The organism is Peribacillus sp. NPDC097264 (genome assembly GCF_050277925.1).
In the GTDB taxonomy this organism is placed as follows: Bacteria; Bacillota; Bacilli; order Bacillales; family DSM-1321; genus Peribacillus.
Genome location: NZ_JBNNSR010000021.1, coordinates 1 through 13886, shown reverse-complemented (window position 1 = coordinate 13886; position 13886 = coordinate 1). Strand labels below are relative to the sequence as shown.

The following is a 13886-nucleotide window of genomic DNA, read 5'->3' as shown; positions in this document are numbered from 1 at the left end:
CTCTTATCTTTTAAGCGAAAATCGCGCTGATTTCAGCAATATCATCGATGGTTAATTCAACGTCCAATGCTTTTAAATTACGCGAGACTTGCTCAGGCTTTTTGGACCCGGGTATCAAGACATCTATGGAATGACGTGTTAAATACCAGGCAAGGGCGACGTCCGCAACCTCTGCGTTTTTTCGGTTGGCGATTTCACGAAGCTCCTCGACTTTTTGCAAGTTGCTTGCATAGGCTTGTCCTTGGAAAAGGGGATCTTTAGCCCGCAGGTCGTCAAACTTGGATTCTTCATTATATTTGCCACCAAGCAGGCCGGATGCAAGTGGAAAATAAGGGACAAAGGAAATTTGATTTTCAGCTGTATATGGAAGCAAGTCTTGCTCGGCTCCCCGCTTAAACAGGTTATATTCGGATTGTAAGACGTCGACATAGCCGTCTTTATTGGCTTCTTTTAATTGCTCGAACGAAAAATTCGAGACGCCAATCGCCTTGATTTTTCCGGCATCTTTCAATTCTTTTAAAGCCCCGACAGCCTCATCCTTTGGTGTAGCTTCATCAGGGAAATGAATGTAAAATAAATCAATATAATCAGTCTGGAGCCGCTTTAAACTGGATTCTACAGACTCTCTAAGGAAAGCGGGAGAGTTGTCAATGACCATTTTACCATCCACGAATTTATGGGCACCTTTCGTAGCGAGTACCACTTCCTCGCGTTTGCCGGTATCCTTCAACACTTCGCCAATCAGTTCCTCCGAGCGTCCGGGCCCGTAAATGTAGGCTGTATCCCAAAAGTTGATGCCTTCTTCAAGAGCCGTCCGCAGGACATCTCTTCCGGTATCTTCATTCAGGTTAGGGAATAGGTTATGTCCACCAATTGCATTCGTACCAAGACCAATCTGATTCACATACAAATTCGTTTTACCAATACGTGTTTGCTTTGACATTTATTGATCATCTCCTCTATCCTTATCATAACAAAAATAGGGTGGAAATTTCCAAAAAATAAGCAATAGAAGGCGAGGAAAATGCAGATGAATCAACGGACTCATCTGCTCCACTTATTTGGTTACCATGTCTTCGGTGGGTGATGCTTTCCCTGCTTGGCTTAGTATAATGCCAATGACCGTGCCAACCAAGGCTGGTAGGACCCATTCCATTCCATGTTCAGAAAACGGAAGGGCTTCGGTGAATGTTTCCACGAGTCCTAATGGTACATCAAAAGCGCTCAGTCCATCGATCAGGGCAAAGATACCGGTGAAAATCATAGCGCTCCGGTATACTTTTTTTGGATTTTTAAAGTGACGGCTGAAGAACGTCAAAGCGACCAGGACAATTGTTAAAGGGTAGGCCATCACTAGGAAAGGTACGGATACTTTTAAGATTTGATTCAATCCTAGATTGGATAGAGTGAACCCGATTAGCGTAATGAGCAGGACGACCGTTTTGTAGCTGGCCTTAGGAATGAGATTGGAAAAATAATGTCCACAGGCTGTTGTTAATCCTACTACGGATGCGATACAGGCCAATAGGAAGATGATCCCCAAAAGGGTTTTCCCGCCTGTCCCAAGTAATAGGGTAGAAGCGGCGGTCAGGATATCGGTTCCATTTTCATAAGAACCGTTCGCAGCCATGCGTGCTCCCATGAAACCTAAGGATGTATACACAAGAGATAGGAAGATTGCTGTGACCATTCCAGCCTTTATGGTGTACTTAGTCAGCTGCTTACGGTCCGATACCCCTCTCTTTTGGATGGAGGTCAGGATGACAATCCCGAAGGCTAGGGCGGCTAAAGCATCCATCGTGTTATAACCTTCAATGAACCCTTTTGAAAAAGCACCTGTTACGTACGCCTCTGTTGGTGCCTGGAAGGGTGCATCCAGTTTTATAAAGCCAACGATACAAAGGATGACAATAGACCCTAATAGAGTGGGCGTGCTCCAACGGCTCATGATGGTCTCCATTTTTTCAGGATTCATCGATATGGCATAAACAATCAAGAAGAATGCAATCGTGAATAGGAATAAAAAGAGCGATTGGCCTATCGTGTCGCCAAGATAGGGTTTCAATCCCATTTCATAGGCGACGTTAGCATTTCTGGGTATGGCAAGGAAAGGTCCGATGCTTAAATAGATGACGATCATGAAAATCTTGCTGAAAGTTGGGTGCACACGCGACCCAATCGTTTCTGCCCCGCCTTTGACGAGGGAAACGGCGACCAGAACTAGAATCGGGAGTCCGACGCCTGTGACGATAAATCCTGCGATGGCCGGCCAGAAGGAAGTCCCTGATGAGGCTCCCAAAAATGGAGGAAAAATCAGGTTGCCCGCCCCGAAGAACATGGAGAAAAGCATAAGCCCGATAAATAATACGTCTGTTTTTTTCATGATGATGTCTCCTTTTTACGATCTAGTGAAAAACTCGCCGGATGGACTACGGGATCATGTGAAAGTATTACTAAGAAAATAAAAAAACGCCCCTACTTAGAGGGACGAGTTGTGTGCTCGCTTTACCACCCATATCCGCGTTTTTTTAAAAGCCACGGCAATCAGTCAACGTACGGTCCATACGGAGCTATTATAATCTAAAAATAATTTAGCAAATTCAGTATACTAAGTCAATAGGATGAATTCTTCTTTAGGACAGGATATTAGTCCTAGAGAATCTGCTATGGTTTAAAACGGTTTATGATCAATCGAAAGAATCGTAAAAACTCCCTATTATCTTTCTACCTTCATCTATATTATAATAGAAGTAGAACACTAAAGGAGACAATATGATGTCTGAAAATAAAAAGTTGAGCCTGGCGGATGCTGTCAAGCAGAAATTGGCGCAAAAGCAAGCTGAAACAAGTAAAGATAAACTAGAAACCGGTGTTGTGAAAAAAACAAAACCGCTTAAAAGCCAATTAACTAAAAAGCCCAATAATCAACGTAAGCGCACAGGGGTATAATCCCAATTTGTCAAAGGACAATTACTGTTCAATGCTTATCAGAGAGCAGTATCCTTCATGATCAAAGGTGCTGCTTTTTTTATATTATTTTATTTTTTACCATTTTAAGGTAGTGTGTGAACGGGGATTCTGGTAATTTAATGGTATAGGAAATATCCCTCGCATTGCTTCATATCCTGGTGAAATCCATAAAAGCATATTTTAAGGGAGAGAGTCGATTTGTTAAAAACATTACAAGCCTGGCGGTTTCTGTTTTAAACTTGTAAGAGTTATGACATGTTGTTACCATATTGTTTTGTTAAAATAATAAGTTGGAGCTTTGACAGATCATTTTCTTATCTAAAGGAACCTATTGATTTGATCCTTTACTTGAAAATATGAAATATATCGGGGGAATTACGATGGAAGAACAGCTGATTGGCAAAAAGTTCTATGAAACGATGATTGATGACATAAATAAGCATCCGATTCAAGCCTTGGGAGAAATGTTTCTCGTGGAACAAAAAAAGGAAAGATCGGATTTAACCACAATCAGGTTTGCCCAGGGGGAAGTGTACTTCCTGCATCATGACTTTGAGGCGGCCATATTTAAATGGGAGAATATAGAGGGCAATCTTGCTGAATGGGCTAAGAAGAATATTGCTGATGCCTACTTTGAGCTAGAGATGTATTCGACGGCAGAAGATATTTATAAAGCCATTAATACGAGCGAACCTGTATTAAAGACGGAAGTCCTTCTGCAACTGTTTTCACTATACATAGTAGAAACAAGAAATGATCTGGCATCCAAAGTGGTGAAGGAAGCAGTCGATTTCCAACCGGATTATCCAAATGTCACGGAAATTGCGCGTTCCTTCTTTGATGCGCAAAAGGATTGGAATAGCGCGATAGTTTTAGCGGCCAACGAAAGTATCCGTACGGAGTCAATGGCTTGGTTCGATGTTTTGAAAACATACATCCAGCAGGGCGTTGCACAATCGACGGCTCCGGATTATTTCGCGAACGTGCTTAGATCCTTATATAATCTTGACCAAGATCGTTTTGAGAAAATGACGGTAGCCCTTTGGAAGAACTATAAATATACGGATTCTTACTTTGAATGGCTTAAGGTCATCAATAAATTGATCGATGAAATCGAATTGAACAACGGGGATGTTTGGTATGAGCTTTCCGTCTATTATCGCGATGCCTATGCAGGATTACTAGAAGGTACGCATTTAGTCAAAGAGTTAAGTCCTGTCGTACCAAGACTGTTGGAAAATTGGTTAAAAATCGCTGAAGGGGAGATTTCGTTATTTGCAGCGGCATCTGTCCTTTCCTGGAATGAGATTTTCCCAGATACAGTGAGCGCACTTGTTGTTCAAGATGCAGAAAGTCTGTTAGCGAAATCCCCTAGATTGGGAGGCGGTCTCGAAGCAGGCGAAAAACTGATTCACTCCATCATTCAATGGGCAGAGAGCAATGATCTATCAGTCGGCAATAAGCTGAAATGGATGGTTGAGGGAATTAAGGATATGAGCAATTTCAATCTGCTTCTTGTTGGAAGTGCAGGAAATGGCAAGACATCCTTCATTCAATCGATAGCGGGTGAAAGCATTGCAGCGGAAGACCATTCATCTCTTGTGAGCGTTAAAGATGGCGATGACCTGGAAATCTATGAAATTACCGATACAGATCGTAAAATGGTCGAAGAGTTAACGGAGTTGGATGAAACGCGTCGTCAACGCGGAACGATTGTCGATGTGACACTCATCAGTGATTATTTGAGAAATAATCGCCTGCGTCTACTGGATACTCCAGGATTTAATGGAGAGAAAAGCGTAGACCCTGACTTCCAAAATTACTTACTGGAGAGCGATGGAGTGATGTTCGTTCTGGATGCACGGGCACCTTTCACGGGCAGTGAACGTGATTTGCTATTGGAAATGCAACAAATGGCCCCTAAACTTCCTATTCATTTCTTGCTGAATAAAATGGATACCATCTATAGTGATCAAGTGGCAGTCAGGATGGAAGATGAAACATGGGATAAGGTGAATGCTTATTTCCCGAACGCGAAGGTATTTGCTTTCTCCAAGCTTTATGACAGCAAACAGCAACTGCAGGATCTAGCTGTCTTCCTTCACGCAAACTATCAAGATAGCAATTGGAAGGAAATGAGGGCGGAGAAGCTCCTTGCCTTCACGCGTAAAACTTTATCCTATCTATTAGAAAAACGGGCAGCGAATGAACGGAAATGCGAGCATTCGATTTCTTGGAATGAACAGATGGAAGTGAAGTTGAATGGCGCTACGAATCAGTTGACTGATTTGGAAAAAGAAAAAACCGAAAACATTACAAGATCTTATCGCTTATTAAAAGAAGAAGTGAAAAAACAGCTTTCCACACGAATTCCTGAATTACTGCGTGATTGCTCTAAAACATTATCTGAGAATAGTGACTTTAGCCAAGTGCATATACAGTTGAATCAGGAAATGAACGATCGGATCCAGGCATTTATATCCGATAAAATCATGCCGCAGTATTTCCGCTCGCTTCAAGACTGGATTGCTACATCTGAGTTAGAATTCACGCAAAGCCAACAGTTCATGGATGAGATGAGCGCAGGCTTCAATGAGCTATACAAAGAAGAACGTATTGTACTGGCCGGGGACTTCCGGGTCTTGGATGACTGGCGCCGTGATGCGGACCGGATGACAAGCAGCATCCGGATAGAAAATGTAAACATATTACTAAGAAGGACCCCATCTCAGTTGATTCTTAAGGGAGCCGGGAAGCTATTTGGTGCGATTCCGCAAAATAAAGCGAATATGTACAATCGATATAAGAAGTTCTTGGAAAATGAAGACTTCCAGGATGTTGCCGATATGATCAGTGACAGATTCCTTACTCAGTTTGGATTGTTCGAAAAATCCTTGGAACGTGACATATCCCTGTTCTACCGCAGTCCATTTGCCATCCTTGAAAAAAATATCGAACAGACGAAAGCCGAAATCAAAGAACAGCAGGCTACATTGGAACATATGAGACAAAATCCTGAAGTCTACCGTGATCCGATTACCCTGTTCGAAGTGAAACTGCGCCAATTCGAACGCCTTGAAAAAATCGAGAAAAGACGCCTGGCGAAACTGCAAGGAAAATAAAACATTTAAAATATTCTAAAAACTATTGACTTAATGACTATATCCCTATAAAGTGGTACTTACCATAACGAAACGTAACACATTATATTCTCTTATCAAGAGTGGCGGAGGGACTGGCCCTACGATGCCCAGCAACCGTTCCAATTAGGAATTGGTGCTAAATCCTGCAAAACAGAAATGTTTTGACAGATAAGAGAGGGATAAGTCTGCAAACCAGCTGATTAAACCTCTCTATTTTAGAGAGGTTTTTATTTTGTGTTTATGCCGAGCTAACAGATAAGAATAATGTAAAAAATAGGGGGAATTAAAATGGGAAAATCAATTTTAAAAGGAGCTTTCGTTTCCGTCATCGCTTCGGCGTTGCTTTTGACGGGGTGTTCTTCGGGACAAAGTACAGGGGAAGCGAAAAAAGAGGAAAAGGTATCTTTTGAAAATGTTCCAGAACGATTTGCGAAAGGCGAGGGAGCTAAAATTAAAGTCATTCGTAAAATTGGCGGAGATGATCACACGGCCCAATACTTAGCAGGGGCGCAAGAAGAAGGAGAAGCACTTGGCTTCCAAGTAGATACTTTTACGGCCAATGGCGATACGGCTAAATTCCATGACGCCATCGCTCAGGCTCTGGAGGAAGACTATGATGGCTATATCATTTCCCATGGTGATGATGCAGCGACAGTGAATGACGTACAAAAGTTGGTTGATGCAGGGAAAAGCGTAGTCACATTCGATTCCATCGGCGATTTAACGAAAATTGATGGGGTAACAGTAACCTCACAAGATGACGAAGCATTGGCAACTCTTGCTTTTGACAAATTGATTGAAGAGCAAAAAGGCGAAGCGAACATTGCATACCTTTGGGTAGATGGTTTCCCTCCTATGGTGAGAAGAAATGCCGTGTATCAAGAAAAGCTGAAAGAAAATCCTGGCATTCATGAAATTGAAAGATTCGGAGTGGCATCTTCAGATACTTCTGTCCAGACGCAAAACGCGGTATCGGCGATGTTGAACAAGTATCCAAAAGGTAAAATAGACGCAATTTTCGCAACCTGGGATGCATTCGCTATCGGAGCAGCTCGTGCGATAAAAGAAGCGGGGCGCGATGAAGTGAAAATCTATGGTATTGACGTGTCCAATGCCGACCTTCAGGAGATTCAAACAAAAGGAAGCTCATGGTCGTATACCGCAGCGGTTGATCCGAAGTTGATTGGTGCAGTGAATATGAGACTGCTAGCGAAAAAACTAGCGGGGGAAGAAACGCCGCAAACCTATGATTTAGAAGCATCATTGATATCTCAAAAACAGCTTCAATCATCGAAGGACGCTGTCAATATGACCAATCTATCCGGCATTGTTCAAGGCTGGGGAGTATCAACGGAATTTGAAGAAGACTGGATGAAAGTATTGAAAGAACATTATAAGAAGTAACGATCAGAATCAGTAGACACTCTCTTTCAAGTTGAAGAGAGTGTCTGTTTAATGGGAGGGATTGGACATGGGCATTCAACTAGAAATGAAACAAATATCGATTGAGTTTCCAGGTGTAAAAGCGCTTAGTGAAGTTGATTTTTCAGTACAGTCGGGAACAGCACATGCATTGGTCGGCGCAAATGGAGCAGGGAAATCGACGCTAATGAAAGTCTTATCAGGAGCTCATGTCCATTATACCGGCGACATTTTTCTAAATGGCCAGGTACAGGATATCCGGTCGCCAAAGTCGGCACAGGAAGCTGGCATTCAAATTGTGTATCAGGAAGTGGATACGGCCCTCATTCCTTATTTAACGGTTGCGGAGAACGTGATGCTGAATGAATCCGTACAGAACATGGGGAGAAAACAAATCATCAAGTGGAAGGAATTACATAGAAAAGCGACGGAAATCTTGGAAGATATGAACATCCATGTGTCTTCGAAAAAACTGGTAAGGGACCTTACGTTGGCCGAAAAGCAGATGGTCTTGATAGCTAGGGCCGTTTCAACCGCATGTAAATTCTTGATTCTCGATGAGCCGACTGCTCCGTTAAGCCATACGGAAACAACGGAACTATTCCGGATTGTGAATGAGCTGAAGCAACGTGGTGTAGGCATTATTTTCATTTCTCATCGTCTACCCGAGATATTTGAAGTGTGTGAGGACATTACAATCATGAGAAATGGGAAGAGTGTGAGGCGCAGTAGAATTACGGATATCACACAAAACGAAGTGATTGAGCAGATGCTTGGAAAGTCAATGGAAGAACAGTTTCCCGTCGTGAATGCCGAGATTGGTGCGGTGATGTTTGAAGTGAACCGACTGTCGGATGCCGATAAAGTCAAAGATGTCAGTCTTCATGTGAGGGCCGGTGAGATAGTCGGTTTAGCGGGCCTTGTCGGGGCAGGGAAAACGGAGCTTTGTAAAACGCTTTTCGGTCATACGGCCATTATAACGGGGGAAGTTGTGCTGAATGGAAGGAAGCTTATTCTGAAAACGCCCCATCATGCTGTGAAGAGCGGCTTGGCACTAGTCCCCGAAGAACGGAGGAAAGAAGGCGTTCTCGTACAGGAGTCTGTTACTACGAACCTGACTGCTGCAAGTGTCGGGAAATTCAGTAAGGCATTCAGCTTCGTCGATCGCCAGGCAGAAAAGATAAAGGCGAAAGACCTGATAGCCACTCTTGGGATCAAAACGCCTTCAGAGGAAGCGAAGGTCGAAAACCTATCAGGGGGCAATCAGCAAAAGATCGCCATCGGAAAGTGGTTATTGGCTGATGCGGATGTATACATATTCGATGAGCCGACAAAAGGCGTCGACGTCGGGGCCAAGAAGGATATTTTTGAACTGATCGCAAAGTTAGCCCAAAAGGGGAAAGCGATTATTTATGCATCATCCGAATTGGCCGAAATCATAGGAATCACAAACAGGACCTATGTTTTATATGACGGAAGGATGGTCAAGGAGCTAGAGACAAGCAAGACAAATGAAGAAGAACTACTATTCTACTCAACAGGGGGCAAATAGGATGAGTACACCAATTCCGGTTCTTACAGAGAAACCAACAACGCCAGCCAGGAAAAAAGTTGATCTGTTCGAATTCTTTTATAAATATGGAACGATTCTGACGATCATCATCTTGATTGCCGTTTTTGCTATTGCGAATCCATCGTTCATTCAAACGAATAATCTTATTAACATTTTACGTTCCATCTCCATCGTGACGATCATCGCCATCGGGATCACGATTTCCTTGACGGTTGACGGCTTCGATTTGTCAGTTGGCTCCGTTGCCTCATTAGCCAATGCCATCGTCATCTCGATGTTTGTCTGGTTTTCCCAGGATACGTTGATTGCGATAATAGCGGCCATTGGTGCTTCGCTTGTGGTGGGCGCATTGAATTCATTCATGATTGTAAAGTTAAGGATCCCGGACATGCTGATGACATTGGCGACCATGTTCATCATTCAAGGGCTTGCCCTTACTTATACAAAAGGGGCCACGGTTTCACAAAACATGGTGATGCCTGATGGAACATTCGCTACAGGTTTAATCAGCCCATTTTTCGCCAAAATCGGACAAGTGCCTTGGATTATCCTGATCATGGGCGTCATTGTCGTTGCGACTCATATCTTTTTGACCTACACGAAGCATGGCCGTTATATGTACATCATTGGCGGAAATAAGGAGGCGGCTAGACTTTCGGGAATCTCGGTCAATAAATATAAAGTAGTGGCCTATCTTCTGTCGGCGCTGTTCGCTGCTATCGGCGGGATCGTCCTTGCTTCCCGCGTCATGACATCGGAAATCAATTCAGGTTCTCCCTATTTAATGGATGCGGTGGCGGCGGCCTTCATTGGTTCTTCTGTTCTAGGAGCAGGTAAACCGAATGCTTTCGGAACGTTCATCGGGGCCGTTTTGATTGGAATTCTGCAAAATGGGCTAATCATGATGTCGGTCCCATATTATGCAATGGACATCGTGAAAGGCGCAGTTCTCGCCCTTGCCTTGGCTGTGACCTATTATAAACAAAAACACTGAAACATTAAGGACCAGCAGTCGCCATGATTGCTGGTCTTTTGTTTCAGTGTGGCGAATTTTTCATTTGGGCTTGGATAACTTCATTTCATACTGCATATAAATCGTACCGGCCTGTTCTTGTGTAATCTCGAATTTGTTACTCGCCTTTTCCGTGATGGCGTCTTGAATATTCTGTCCTCCAGTGTTGTATAGTGACTTCATGTAAAGATAAATTTCTTTTTCTTTATCTGAACCGATTGCATCGTTTTCCCCGGGTGCCTGTGAATATCCTTCCGCCACTTGGCTGACCCCTTGCTCGAGGCCGCTTTCTTCAGAGGACTCTTCCGTTGTTGGGCTTGCTTCACTTTCCTCCACGGTTTTTTTACTGGATGGATTTTGCATGCATCCATACAGTAGACAAAGAGAGCAAGCCAATAGGACAAACTTCATCGCTCTTATCATCCCTACCTCCTTATATGAAAAAAGAAACAGAATCTTCATATATAAGATCCTGTTCTAATGGGGTGCTTATTTAAACTTCTGGATTTCACTGTCTCCCTCGAATTTGTTATCCTCCAATATGCCAATCTCCTCAATGTGATTCCGGGCGGCCTCGTCACCTAATCTGTATATGATCCGGTATAGTTTTTTCATGGCCGCATCATATTTATCATTGGCCCGGTCATGATGGTAGAGAAGATAAGGTACGTGAGAACGGGCAAAAGCTTCAAGATCATCTTTCAGATGATCGTCCAAACATTGCTTTAACTCGGCTAATTCGTCATCATTCGCTTGTATGGTGAAGCTTGGGTTTTCATCTAGTTTCTGTGCCAGAATATCCCCACTCACTAAATCCACATGATACGTCTGCTTTTCTTGACTCATTTATACCACCCCTTCAAGTGTTTAATTATGATGTACCACTATTTGTAAAAAAGTAACCCTAAAAATGAATATCCTATAAAAAAGTCGCTTTCATACATAGATGTCAGATATTTCTTATGAAATAGGGTAAGATAGATTTAGAGATTGATAGGACAACTTAGGACATTGAACAAGGATGGGGAGTGCTACTATGAAGAAATTATCCGTATGTATTTTATTGATGGTATTTATCGTTTCAGGTTGTGCAACGAGGATGTATGACTCAAACATGGAATTGGGGAAAAGCCAACTAAAGGAAGAGAATTATTTAGAAGCACATGAAGCATTTGAGTTGGCTTATGAAGATGATCCCACTGCGGAAGCGAAAGAGCTGATGGAGCTATCAGGCCTACTTTACGATGGAATGAAAAAATACGAAGAACAGGATGTAGAAGGAGCACAGGTCTTTTTCGAAGAGGCAGCCGCATATAAGGCAAAGTTTGAAGAAGGCAAGTTGATGGTTCAAAAGGCTACGGAAATGTTGGTGAAAACGGAAGAAGCCGACGTAGAACCAGTTGAAGAGGAGACGGATTTAGAGGAAACGACGGATGAACAATCGGGGGAGGAATCAGAAGCTATCCCCGAGTCGGAAGTTGAAGATAAACCGGCAGTAGAAACAGAAACGCCGAAGGAAGCACAAGAAGAGGAAAAAGCCGCTAAGGAAGAACCAGCCGAAGAAGGACCGGTTGAAGAGGAGAAGGACCAGGACCAAGCCTTTACAAAAGCGAAAGCGGAGCAGCTGGTGAAGGATTATGTGGATGCCGAAAACAATCCACATCTACAAATCCAATATGATCACGATGATGAAAAGGGAGACTATATTTTTCAAGTCTTTGAAGTCGTCAATGATAGTAACGAAGGTGGACATACTGCCACGTATGGCTGGTATGGCGTGAATAAGCAGAAAAAAGAAGTGTATGAAGTGATGTAAGGAGGGGCGCCTTTAATAGAGGCGTCTTTTTTTTGGTTGTAAGCAGTTTATCGGTCAAAACCGTATTTATATCGGTCAATTTGGATGTTTTATCGGTCAAAACCAGACCTTTATCGGTCCAAGCCGCAAATATATCGGTCCATCTAAGAAATTTATATTTTTTCAAGGTTTCTTAAGAATTTTTTAATAATTCCTGTTTATGATGGAGGCAGGTGAAAGTCATAAATAGGAGGGAAGAAGATGGAGAACTATAATGATGAAGGACAAGTCAGGGTGAAAGATAAACCGAAAAAAGTAAAGTCACATGTGTTTACTGGCCTTGTTTCAGGAGTGGTCGCTTCTTTAGTAACCTCTTCTGTATTTGTATTCGGGGGTGAGTTTGGGGATACCGAGAAAGAAGCTGTGAATGAAACCTCTCAAACCGCAGCCGTAGAGCAAACGGTCACTCCACAAAAATTGTCGACGAGTACAGATTCCAATCAGAGGGCTGATATGGTTGAAACAGCTTCAAAATCGATTGTAGGTGTCGTCAACTTTCAAGAAACACAAAGTCGTTATCCCCTCCAGCAACAAAGTACGGAAAATGAAACGGTGGAAAGTGGCACGGGATCAGGGGTCATTTATAAAAAAGACAATGGCAAAGCCTATATCATCACGAATAACCATGTAATCGAAGGAGCTAAGGAAGTGGAAATATCGTTATATGACGGGAAAAAGGCAACAGCAGAGGTGGTCGGTGCTGATGCCTTAACGGACTTAGCGGTGTTGACGATTGATGATTCAATTGCTCCGGAAGCCGTCAGTATTGGTGATTCTGATAGCATTCGACCAGGTGAGGAGGTATTGGCCATCGGGAATCCGCTCGGACTTGATTTTTCGCGCTCAGTAACACAAGGAATCATTAGTGCAACGGGAAGGGCGATTTCGGTTGATACTTCGGACGGCGAATGGGAGCTGGATGTGTTACAAACGGATGCGGCCATCAACCCTGGAAATAGCGGGGGTGCCTTAATCAATACGGCTGGTGAAGTGATTGGCATCAATAGCTTGAAAATATCGGAAAGTGGAGTGGAGGGCTTAGGCTTTGCGATTCCAAGTAACGAGGTCATTCCGATAGTAAAAGAGCTAATCGAAAAGGGAAAAATTACGCGACCCTATTTAGGTGTCAGTCTTACCAATACAGAGGAACTCCCGCAATATTATCTACAGAAAATGCCTGAGCCTGCAAAAGCCGGGGTAATGGTCAATAGTGTAGAACCAGGTTCGGCGGCTGCGGATGCAGGTCTCCAGCAACAGGATATCATCGTGGCGATTGATGGCGCCAAGATTGGCACGGCTGCTGAATTGAGAAAACAACTGTACAAAGATAAGAAAATAGGTGACAAGGTAACATTCAAGATCTATCGAGGGGCAAAAGAAAAGACGTTGACGATAACCTTGAAAGGTTCTTAATAGGAAAAGACTTCGGATTGAAAACTGTCCGAAGTCTTTTCTTTTAGAGTAGAATTTTTAGTATAGCTAATAATATAACCATGAGGGAACATATCTATATTCCCTTCCAATAAAGAGAAATGATTTGTCAAGGAAAACAACGTGTTTATAATGTAAAATAGTAGAAATGTTGACAAAAATGTGAAAATTGTTAAAATAGAAAGAAAAGGAGCTGACAGGATGGAAGCTAATCAGAAGATCATGGATGCATTGAAATGGGTATCAGGCACAGGATGTACAATCGGAATTATATTGTTTTTAATCAGTTTTTCTGTAAGCGGTTACAACGGAGGGTATGTGCTATCAACAATAGGGATAACCATAGCGTTAAGTGCAGCGAGTATTTTCTTGGTTGGTATATTATTTGTCTTGGCAGAAGAAATGACGGCGAACACCAAGAAAGGGGAAAGAATTATACCGGAAACAACGAAGCTTATAAAATTCAATTCCAAAACAAAA

12 protein-coding genes and 1 riboswitch are annotated in these 13886 nt (G+C 42.8%); of the genes, 8 read left to right on the top strand and 4 right to left on the bottom strand.

Features of this window, described 5'->3' with window-relative positions:
• Positions 1-10: 10 nt before the first annotated feature.
• Both ACQKL0_RS19975 and brnQ read right to left on the bottom strand, forming a co-directional pair.
• Entirely contained in the window at positions 11-943 is a 933-nt protein-coding gene (locus ACQKL0_RS19975) for an aldo/keto reductase (protein ID WP_407408497.1), read from the bottom strand.
• Between the two features lie 114 nt (positions 944-1057).
• A complete protein-coding gene (brnQ, locus tag ACQKL0_RS19970; RefSeq protein WP_427689185.1) occupies positions 1058-2383 on the bottom strand; it encodes a branched-chain amino acid transport system II carrier protein in 1326 nt (441 codons plus the stop codon).
• A 392-nt stretch (positions 2384-2775) separates the two neighbouring features.
• On the opposite strand from brnQ, the gene ACQKL0_RS19965 reads away from it, so the two are divergent.
• From ACQKL0_RS19965 to ACQKL0_RS19945, 5 genes are all read left to right on the top strand, one after another.
• Positions 2776-2949: a hypothetical protein gene (locus ACQKL0_RS19965; protein ID WP_402872063.1), complete on the top strand. Its 174-nt coding sequence runs from the start codon at positions 2776-2778 to the stop codon at positions 2947-2949.
• Positions 2950-3350: 401 nt separating this feature from the next.
• Entirely contained in the window at positions 3351-6092 is a 2742-nt protein-coding gene (locus ACQKL0_RS19960; protein ID WP_427689183.1) for a GTP-binding protein, read from the top strand.
• 89 nt (positions 6093-6181) lie between these two features.
• A riboswitch (SAM riboswitch) is annotated at positions 6182-6288 on the top strand.
• A gap of 113 nt (positions 6289-6401) precedes the next feature.
• On the top strand, positions 6402-7517 hold the full coding sequence (locus ACQKL0_RS19955; RefSeq protein WP_402872056.1) for a sugar ABC transporter substrate-binding protein: 1116 nt from the start codon (positions 6402-6404) through the stop codon (positions 7515-7517).
• A gap of 67 nt (positions 7518-7584) precedes the next feature.
• The gene (locus ACQKL0_RS19950) at positions 7585-9087 is read left to right on the top strand and encodes a sugar ABC transporter ATP-binding protein (RefSeq protein WP_427689181.1); all 1503 of its coding nucleotides are present in this window, start codon (positions 7585-7587) and stop codon (positions 9085-9087) included.
• 1 nt (position 9088) lies between these two features.
• On the top strand, positions 9089-10102 hold the full coding sequence (locus ACQKL0_RS19945) for an ABC transporter permease (RefSeq protein ID WP_402872050.1): 1014 nt from the start codon (positions 9089-9091) through the stop codon (positions 10100-10102).
• A 60-nt stretch (positions 10103-10162) separates the two neighbouring features.
• On the opposite strand, the gene ACQKL0_RS19940 is transcribed toward ACQKL0_RS19945, so the two are convergent.
• Together ACQKL0_RS19940 and ACQKL0_RS19935 are read right to left on the bottom strand one after the other, a co-directional pair.
• A complete protein-coding gene (locus tag ACQKL0_RS19940) occupies positions 10163-10543 on the bottom strand; it encodes a hypothetical protein (RefSeq protein ID WP_427689179.1) in 381 nt (126 codons plus the stop codon).
• Positions 10544-10609: 66 nt separating this feature from the next.
• Entirely contained in the window at positions 10610-10966 is a 357-nt protein-coding gene (locus ACQKL0_RS19935; RefSeq protein WP_402872044.1) for a hydrolase, read from the bottom strand.
• A gap of 190 nt (positions 10967-11156) precedes the next feature.
• On the opposite strand from ACQKL0_RS19935, the gene ACQKL0_RS19930 reads away from it, so the two are divergent.
• From ACQKL0_RS19930 to ACQKL0_RS19920, 3 genes are all read left to right on the top strand, one after another.
• Positions 11157-11936 carry a hypothetical protein gene (locus ACQKL0_RS19930; protein WP_427689177.1) on the top strand — a complete coding sequence of 260 codons (780 nt, stop codon included), beginning with the start codon at positions 11157-11159 and terminating at the stop codon, positions 11934-11936.
• Positions 11937-12176: 240 nt separating this feature from the next.
• Positions 12177-13388 carry a S1C family serine protease gene (locus ACQKL0_RS19925; protein WP_407408468.1) on the top strand — a complete coding sequence of 404 codons (1212 nt, stop codon included), beginning with the start codon at positions 12177-12179 and terminating at the stop codon, positions 13386-13388.
• Between the two features lie 219 nt (positions 13389-13607).
• A partial coding sequence (locus tag ACQKL0_RS19920) for a hypothetical protein (RefSeq protein WP_427689175.1) occupies positions 13608-13886 on the top strand: 279 nt, incomplete at its 3' end.

Bases quoted from the DNA above. Each gene is read 5' to 3' on its own strand.
- ACQKL0_RS19955 (WP_402872056.1), top strand. From the start codon at position 6,402: ATGGGAAAATCAATTTTAAAAGGAGCTTTCGTTTCCGTCATCGCTTCG.
- ACQKL0_RS19960 (WP_427689183.1), top strand. From the start codon at position 3,351: ATGGAAGAACAGCTGATTGGCAAAAAGTTCTATGAAACGATGATTGAT.
- ACQKL0_RS19935 (WP_402872044.1), bottom strand. From the start codon at position 10,966: ATGAGTCAAGAAAAGCAGACGTATCATGTGGATTTAGTGAGTGGGGAT.
- ACQKL0_RS19930 (WP_427689177.1), top strand. From the start codon at position 11,157: ATGAAGAAATTATCCGTATGTATTTTATTGATGGTATTTATCGTTTCA.
- ACQKL0_RS19925 (WP_407408468.1), top strand. From the start codon at position 12,177: ATGGAGAACTATAATGATGAAGGACAAGTCAGGGTGAAAGATAAACCG.
- ACQKL0_RS19940 (WP_427689179.1), bottom strand. From the start codon at position 10,543: ATGATAAGAGCGATGAAGTTTGTCCTATTGGCTTGCTCTCTTTGTCTA.
- brnQ (WP_427689185.1), bottom strand. From the start codon at position 2,383: ATGAAAAAAACAGACGTATTATTTATCGGGCTTATGCTTTTCTCCATG.
- ACQKL0_RS19965 (WP_402872063.1), top strand. From the start codon at position 2,776: ATGTCTGAAAATAAAAAGTTGAGCCTGGCGGATGCTGTCAAGCAGAAA.
- ACQKL0_RS19945 (WP_402872050.1), top strand. From the start codon at position 9,089: ATGAGTACACCAATTCCGGTTCTTACAGAGAAACCAACAACGCCAGCC.
- ACQKL0_RS19950 (WP_427689181.1), top strand. From the start codon at position 7,585: ATGGGCATTCAACTAGAAATGAAACAAATATCGATTGAGTTTCCAGGT.
- ACQKL0_RS19975 (WP_407408497.1), bottom strand. From the start codon at position 943: ATGTCAAAGCAAACACGTATTGGTAAAACGAATTTGTATGTGAATCAG.